This is a genomic window from Mesorhizobium sp. M3A.F.Ca.ET.175.01.1.1 (genome assembly GCF_004791945.1).
Classification (GTDB): Bacteria; Pseudomonadota; Alphaproteobacteria; order Rhizobiales; family Rhizobiaceae; genus Mesorhizobium.
Genome location: NZ_SRTP01000017.1, coordinates 91,889 through 98,902 on the forward strand (window position 1 = coordinate 91,889; position 7,014 = coordinate 98,902).

At 62.3% G+C, this 7,014-nt stretch carries 6 protein-coding genes; 5 read left to right on the forward strand and 1 reads right to left on the reverse strand.

Annotation, left to right across the window (positions count from 1 at the left end):
- Positions 1-2: 2 nt before the first annotated feature.
- Positions 3-1,175, reverse strand: a complete 1,173-nt coding sequence (locus EN818_RS27720) for a glycosyltransferase (RefSeq protein WP_135906045.1) — start codon at positions 1,173-1,175, stop codon at positions 3-5.
- Positions 1,176-1,447: 272 nt separating this feature from the next.
- On the opposite strand from EN818_RS27720, the gene EN818_RS27725 reads away from it, so the two are divergent.
- The 5 genes from EN818_RS27725 to EN818_RS27755 all read left to right on the forward strand — a co-directional run bounded on the left by EN818_RS27725 (position 1,448) and on the right by EN818_RS27755 (position 6,747).
- Positions 1,448-2,365 carry a hypothetical protein gene (locus EN818_RS27725; RefSeq protein ID WP_095809164.1) on the forward strand — a complete coding sequence of 306 codons (918 nt, stop codon included), beginning with the start codon at positions 1,448-1,450 and terminating at the stop codon, positions 2,363-2,365.
- 730 nt (positions 2,366-3,095) lie between these two features.
- A complete protein-coding gene (locus EN818_RS27740; RefSeq protein ID WP_135906047.1) occupies positions 3,096-3,794 on the forward strand; it encodes a fumarylacetoacetate hydrolase family protein in 699 nt (232 codons plus the stop codon).
- 10 nt (positions 3,795-3,804) lie between these two features.
- Positions 3,805-5,307: an acyl--CoA ligase gene (locus tag EN818_RS27745; protein WP_189523864.1), complete on the forward strand. Its 1,503-nt coding sequence runs from the start codon at positions 3,805-3,807 to the stop codon at positions 5,305-5,307.
- Positions 5,307-6,296 (forward strand): 2-dehydropantoate 2-reductase, encoded by a 990-nt coding sequence (locus tag EN818_RS27750; RefSeq protein ID WP_135906049.1) that lies wholly within the window; start codon positions 5,307-5,309, stop codon positions 6,294-6,296. The genes EN818_RS27745 and EN818_RS27750 overlap by 1 nt, the downstream gene beginning before the upstream one ends.
- Before the next feature lie 103 nt (positions 6,297-6,399).
- Positions 6,400-6,747: an ArsC family reductase gene (locus tag EN818_RS27755; RefSeq protein ID WP_135906050.1), complete on the forward strand. Its 348-nt coding sequence runs from the start codon at positions 6,400-6,402 to the stop codon at positions 6,745-6,747.
- The last annotated feature ends 267 nt before the right edge of the window (positions 6,748-7,014 follow it).

Sequence of the window (7,014 nt, forward strand, 5' to 3'; positions counted from 1 at the left end):
CATCAGGCGCTCCTGCGGAACGGTAGAACCTTTTTGCTCTCGCTCGCTTCCTCGATGAGTGCGGCCATGGCGTGCCATGTTCGCTCCCAGGACATGTTGGCGAGATAGGCATCGACCTTGCCCAGCCACATGTCGCGCGGGCCAGCGAGGGCGGAGCGAAGCTTCGTCTCGATATCTTCGGCGTCCGCGATCTCGACCAAACCCGCGGCCCCGTAGCTACGCACCACGTCGACGACGGCGGTTGAGACGACAGGCAGGCCCGCAGCCAAGAACTCCGGTGTCTTCGTCGGACTGATAAAGCGCGTTGCTTTGTTGAGCGCAAACGGCATCCAGCCGGCATCCCAGTGCCGCAGGTAGTCAGGCAGCTCGGCGTAGGCCTTCGAACCGAGCCAGTGCAGATTTGCGGCCTTGGGCAAGCTGGCCGGGTCGATCTTGACCACAGGCCCCAGCATGATGAAATGCACATCCGGCATTGCCTCGGAGGCTCGCGCCACAAGATCGATATCAAGCCGCTCGTCCAGAACCCCGAAATAGCCTACCCGCGGATGAGGAATGTCAGTCTGGTCGGCTGGATCCTTTCCGGCTTTCCTTGCCCTGCGAAAATGGCCGGCATCGATGCTGCTCGGGAAAGGATAGATCGCATGATGCAGGCAGCGCTTCGCTTCGAAAAGGCTTACCCCGCCGGTGAAGACAATGTCGGCACGATCGAAAAGCGCCTTTTCCCACTGACACAGATCCGGTGGCGCGTTCTTGAATGCGGAAAGCTCGTCCATGCAGTCATAGACGCAGACGTCGCAGCAGAGATGCCGGCTGAATCGTAGCGCCATGGGAGTGTAATACCAGGCGCCCAGCTTGGCATGCGGCGTGGAAGCCAAGATCCGGTCGAGGTATCGGCGCTGGATGACATCGGCCCTCACGCGAGACGTTCCCAGCGGAAGAATGGGCGTGGCGACCTGAATGTTTGGCGCCACCTTATCCAAACGCAGCTGTGGCTGGATTTGGTCTTCGAATACCGGCTCCTCGAAATAGACAATCTGCTGCTCTCTCGCTGCGAGCGTGAGGAGGTGCTGCGGGCGCTGATGAACGAAGTTCCAGCGGAGATGAGAAAAGCATATTAGTAGTTGTTGTTCTCTATTGATGGTTTTGGTGTTCGCCGTGTCTATCCCCGCGCCCATGTAAATAATTTCCCTAGTGTAATCTCAGGTTTAACTGCGATTAACATTTGTTAGCCGCAGGTGCCGGAACCATTTCCGGCTCCCAGCCTAACTTGCAGTGAAATGACTTGTTCCCGCCTCACCCATTCGAACGGCTGACTCCACGTGGGCTGGCGGACCGTCGGCATGAAACTCTTGGGGACAGGCGTTCGAAATTGGTCAGACGGCCTCATTTGGGTTAAGTCAGCGCTATACTGCCGGGCGGCGAGGCAGCGACCGCTGGGGTGACCGAAATGAGGATTGAATTCGAAACGAACGAGTTCCCATTGTTTCATCCGCAATCCGTGGACGATCTCAAGGATCCATGCCCGGTCTTTGACGGCAGCCGTTGGCACGTGTTCGGCTCGAGTGGCACGGTGACCACCGAAACCTGGAAGATCCTGCACGCCACGGCACCCGAACTGCGTGGCCCCTGGACAGAGCATGATGCGATCCAACTTGCCGTCCATGGCTCCGGCGTCGCGGCGCCCGGCGTCATCCATGAAGCCGGCGTCTTTCACATGTTCATACAGACGGAGTTCATGAAATCAGGTGGCCGCTGCGAGCACGCGGTTTCCAATGACGGGTTCCATTGGGTGGTGCTTAACCCGGCGATCCTTTCGATGCCGGGCACCGACGAGGATGGCATCTATGACCCGCACCCAGCTATCGTCGGCGGAAAGCGCTACATCGTCTATTCCGGAATGCCGAAAATCACTCGGGTGCCGCAACCCGATGTCTATCTGGCGCGAAGCCAGTCCGATTCGTGGTTCGGACCCTGGAAGCGCATCGGCAAGATCCTCGACCACAATGACGTCCCGCATCACAATACGCGCGACGACCCGAACTACGAATGGGGGATAGAAGGCGCTCAATTGGTGGAACTGCCGGACGGCCGCGTCCTTCTGAACGCCACCTGCTTTCTGCCTCAGGGGCAAAGAGGCAGCCGGCAGCGCGTTTTTTTCGCCATAGCCGACGATGTGAAGGGACCCTACACGTCAATTGGCCCGGTGCTTGATCCCGGCGGGCCTGGAGAAAACGGGCACTCGACGGTCATGATCGAGGGCCAGCAACTGACGCTGTTCTATCAGAGCCGTGTGGCCGCAACGGACCACCGTTGGCGCTACGGCCTGGCCAGGTGCGACATCGGCCTGCTTTCGAAGGTTGCCTGAGAGGATTTAGAGCTCGCAGGGCCGGCTCTCATCCGGCTTCAGCGCGAAGCGTCGCCCGATCCCGGCGCGCGGACAGGGCGTTGTGGATGTGCGTGGCAGCCAAGGCTGCATGGCCAAATCCCACTGCTATCTGATTGAGCGCTTTGGCGACGTCTCCTATGGCGTAAAGGCCTTGCACGGATGTTTCCGAGTGTGACCCCACCAAAATGTAGCCGTCTTCCTTCGCATATTTCAACTGTCATCACCAAACCGGCATGCTCAATGCAGTCGTCAATGAGTGATGTCGTCGTAAGATTGATGGATTTTCGCGTGGAGTTGGCGTGCTACACATCCGTCTGCTTTCTTGCTCAACGTTACCAAAACGGATTGTGCTCCTGGCCTCAAATCAGCCGCCCTTGTACCCTTTGCGGCCAACATGAGTTCGTCGACCCTTTGTGTGGTGACATGTGGACGAGATAGAGACCCCGCTCGCACGGAAAACTAGTCATCATTATGACCCTTAGGTTCGCCAGACCATACGAGAGAATACGAAGGAAACGGGTTGGCGAACCAGCCGCTAACATATTGATTTCCTGTCGAAAACGACGTCCCTCTTCGAGACGTTTTCGCGCAATTTCCGTATGGCCGATTTCTAGGCCCTCACCATCATCCTTTTCGCCTTCGCTCTCCTGGTCGCCGAACTGATCGAGCGGGCCGAAGCCAAAGTCGAATATTATGCAGGAGCAAGATAATGAACGTTCACGGCGCAGACTACGCAATCGAGCCGACCCCGATCCCGGCCATCCCGGTCGCTCGGTCCGACAAGCTGTTTCCGGTGCATAGGGTCTATTGTGTCGGCCGCAACTACGCCGCGCACGCCGTGGAGATGGGGCATGACCCGAACAAGGAGCCGCCATTTTTCTTCCAGAAAAACCCCGACAACGTCAACACATCCGGCGAGTTTCCCTATCCGCCGGCGTCCAGCGACGTCCACTATGAGATCGAATTGGTGGTGGCGTTGAAAAGCGGCGGCAAGGACATCCCGGTCGATAGAGCTCTCGACTGCGTCTTCGGCTACGGCGTCGGCCTCGACATGACACGGCGCGACCTGCAGGCCGTGGCCAAGGATCTCGGCCGGCCCTGGGAGGTCGGTAAGGCCTTCGAGGCGTCGGCGCCATGCACCCCTCTGATTCCCGGAAGCTTGATCGGCCATCCCGTTCAAGGCGCGATCTGGCTGGACCTGAACGGCCAGCGGAAGCAGACCGGCGATCTCAATCAGATGATCTGGAAGGTTCCTGAAATGATCAGCTATCTTTCGGGCCTGTTTACGCTCAGGCCCGGAGATCTTATCCTGTCGGGGACGCCGTCCGGCGTCGGCGCGGTTCAGCGCGGCGACATTCTCACCGGCCATATCGACAGCGTCGGCGATATTGAGGTCAAGGTTGTCTGAAACGAAATCGATGATCGCGCGGATCGTCGCAGCCGCAGATGGCGCGCCGGCGATTTGCGCACCCGGCCGGACAACCCTCTCGCATGGCGGATTGCGCCGGTTGATCCACGAAACGACGACCCGGCTCAACGCGCTTGGCATCGGCCGCGGTGACCGGGTCGCGATCGTGATGCCCAACGGACCGGAGATGGCGACCGCCTTCATCGCGGTGGCTGCGGCTGCCTCGACGGCGCCGCTCAATCCGGCCTATCGAGCCGACGAGTTCGATTTCTATCTCAGCGATATCGGCGTGAAGGCGATCCTGGTCGATAGGGACGAGCAGGGGCCAGCGGTCGAGGTCGCCGCGCGCCTCGGCATCCCTGTGCTGCGTCTGCTCGTGCCGGAGGGTGCTCCGGCGGGCGTCTTCACGATCGATGGCGATCCGGTCGGGCCGGGGGTCGCATCCGGACTGGCCGAGGAGGGCGACACGGCGCTTCTTTTGCATACGTCAGGCACCACGTCGCGCCCCAAGCTGGTGCCGCTCAGCCATGCCAACCTTGCCGCTTCGGCCGCGCATATCGGCGCGACGCTCGGCCTGGCTCCGGCCGACCGCTGCCTCAACATCATGCCGCTCTTCCACATCCACGGTTTGGTCGCGGCGGTGCTGTCCTCGCTGGCCGCCGGCGGCAGCGTATTCTGCACCCCCGGCTTCAACGCGCTGCGCTTCTTCCAGTGGCTCTCCGAGGCCAAGCCGAGCTGGTACACGGCCGTGCCGACCATGCACCAGGCGATCCTGCCGCGCGCCGCGCGCAATCCCGAGCAATTGGCCGAGGCAAGGTTGCGTTTCATTCGCTCTTCCTCCGCCTCCCTGCCGGCCCAGGTGATGGCCGAGCTGGAGGCGACCTTCGGTTGCCCGGTAATCGAATCCTACGGCATGACCGAGGCCGCGCATCAGATGGCCTCCAACCGTCTGCCGCCCGGCCGGCGCAAGCCGGGCAGCGTCGGCGCAGCCGCCGGACCGGAAGTCGCCGTCATGGCGCGGGACGGTCGGCTGCTCAAAGCCGGCGAGATCGGCGAGATCGTCATCCGCGGCCCGAACGTCACCGCCGGCTACGAGAAAAATCCTGACGCCAATGCCAGCGCGTTTGCCCATGGCTGGTTCCACACCGGCGACCAGGGCGTGCTCGACGAGGACAACTACTTGCGCGTCACCGGCCGGCTGAAGGAAATCATCAACCGCGGCGGCGAGAAGATCTCGCCGCTCGAGGTCGACGGCGTGCTGATGGACCACCCGGCAGTGGCGCAGGTCGTCACCTTCGCCATGCCGCATGAAAAGTTCGGCGAGGAGGTCGCCGCGGCGGTCGTGCTGCGCGAGGGCCAGAGCGCCAGCGAGGCAGAGATTCGCGGCTTCGCCGCGACGCGGCTTGCCGATTTCAAGGTGCCGCGCAAGGTGGTGATCCTGGATGAGATCCCCAAGGGAGCGACCGGCAAGCTGCAGCGCATCGGTCTTGCCGCCAAGCTTGGTCTGGGCTGATGCGTGTCACTGTCTTCGGCGCCGGCGCGATCGGCGGCTACCTCGCCGCCAAGCTGGCGATCGCGGGCCGCGTCGATCTGTCGATCGTGGCGCGCGGGGCGCACCTCGAAGCAATCAAGGCAAATGGGCTTTGCCTGATCGAAGACGGCAAGGAAACTGTCGCGCGGGTAAAGGCGACTGCAAGGGCCGAGGAACTCGGCGCGCAGGCCTATGTCGTGCTGGCGCTGAAGGCGCATTCGCTGGCGCCGGCGCTCGGCGAGATCGCGCCGCTGCTGGGCGAGGGGACCGCCGTCGTCACCATGCAGAACGGCGTGCCTTGGTGGTACTTCTACAAGGCCGGAGACGCGCTCGAAGACACGCGCCTCGATGCGGTCGATCCCGGCGGAACGATCTGGGAGCGTATCGGGCCGCAGCGCGTCATCGGCTCCGTCGTCTATCCGGCTGTGGAAGTCGACGCGCCCGGCCTGATCCGCCATGTCGAGGGCACGCGCTTTTCGCTCGGCGAGCCCTCGGGCCGCAAGAGCGAGCGTGTCGCAGCGCTCGCGCGCGAAATGGTCAAGGCCGGGCTGCAGGCGCCGGTCCGCGAGGATATCCGCTCGGAGATCTGGGTTAAGCTCTGGGGCAATCTCTCCTTCAACCCGATCTCGGCGCTGACCGGCAGCACGCTTGCGGCGATCGTCGCCGACGAAAGAACGCGCGCTGTCGCTCGCGCCATGATGCTGGAAGCGCAGACGATCGGCGACAGCCTCGGCGTGCGCTTTCCCATTCCCGTCGACCGGCGCATCAAGGGTGCCGGCGATGTCGGTCAGCACAAGACGTCGATGCTGCAGGACCTCGAGCGCGGCCGCCCGATGGAGATCGATGCGCTGGTGAGCGCCGTGCAGGAACTCGGCCGCCTGACCGGCAGGCCGACGCCGACCATCGACACCGTGCTGGCGCTGGTGCGGCGCCTCGCCATCGAACGCGGGTGCTATCCGGCTTCGAAATAGACCTGCATCCTCTGGAAGTCCAAAATTCATCCGACCCGCTGGCAATCGGCGAAGGGCGGTCTTAGGGTGCCGGCGAATTCGAGTCCGTCCCCAGGAGTCTCTGTTGACCATCACCATGTACGGCATCACCAATTGCGACACGATCAAGAAGGCGCGTGTCTGGCTGGAGAGCCACGACATCCCCTACCGCTTCCATGATTATCGCGCCGAGGGCATCGAGGCGGACAGGCTGGCCGGCTGGGTCGGCAAGGTCGGCTGGGAAAAGCTGCTCAACAAGGGAAGCACGACCTTTCGCGAGTTGCCGGAGGGGGACAAGCAATCGCTCGATGAGAACAAGGCCAAGGCGCTGATGCTCGCCAAGCCGACCATGATAAGGCGCCCGGTGCTGGAAGTTGGAGAGCGGCTGCTGGTTGGGTTCAAAGCGGAGGTGTATGGGGAGGCGGTGAAGTAGGGGCAGGACGGCGAAGCTGCCAATCTCCCCCCTTGCGGGGGAGATGGTCGGCAGGTCAGAGGGGGGTGTGAAGGAACGCGACGTTGGTTGAACGTGTTCCAGTTCGAATCGACAATGAACGCTTGAGAGGTCGGCGGGCCGGGACTGTCAGGAATTCTGTGCGCGAGGCCGGTTTCGTCACTGGCCGACGAACCTTTCGCCGAAGACGACGGCGAACTGGGTCTTGGCCTCGAACCACTCGCGCGGCGGTCGTTTCCATTCCTCGGC

Excerpts from the sequence above, each read along its gene's own strand:
- EN818_RS27720 (WP_135906045.1), bottom strand. The coding sequence starts at position 1,175 with ATGGGCGCGGGGATAGACACGGCGAACACCAAAACCATCAATAGAGAA.
- EN818_RS27725 (WP_095809164.1), top strand. The coding sequence starts at position 1,448 with ATGAGGATTGAATTCGAAACGAACGAGTTCCCATTGTTTCATCCGCAA.
- EN818_RS27740 (WP_135906047.1), top strand. The coding sequence starts at position 3,096 with ATGAACGTTCACGGCGCAGACTACGCAATCGAGCCGACCCCGATCCCG.
- EN818_RS27745 (WP_189523864.1), top strand. The coding sequence starts at position 3,805 with ATGATCGCGCGGATCGTCGCAGCCGCAGATGGCGCGCCGGCGATTTGC.
- EN818_RS27750 (WP_135906049.1), top strand. The coding sequence starts at position 5,307 with ATGCGTGTCACTGTCTTCGGCGCCGGCGCGATCGGCGGCTACCTCGCC.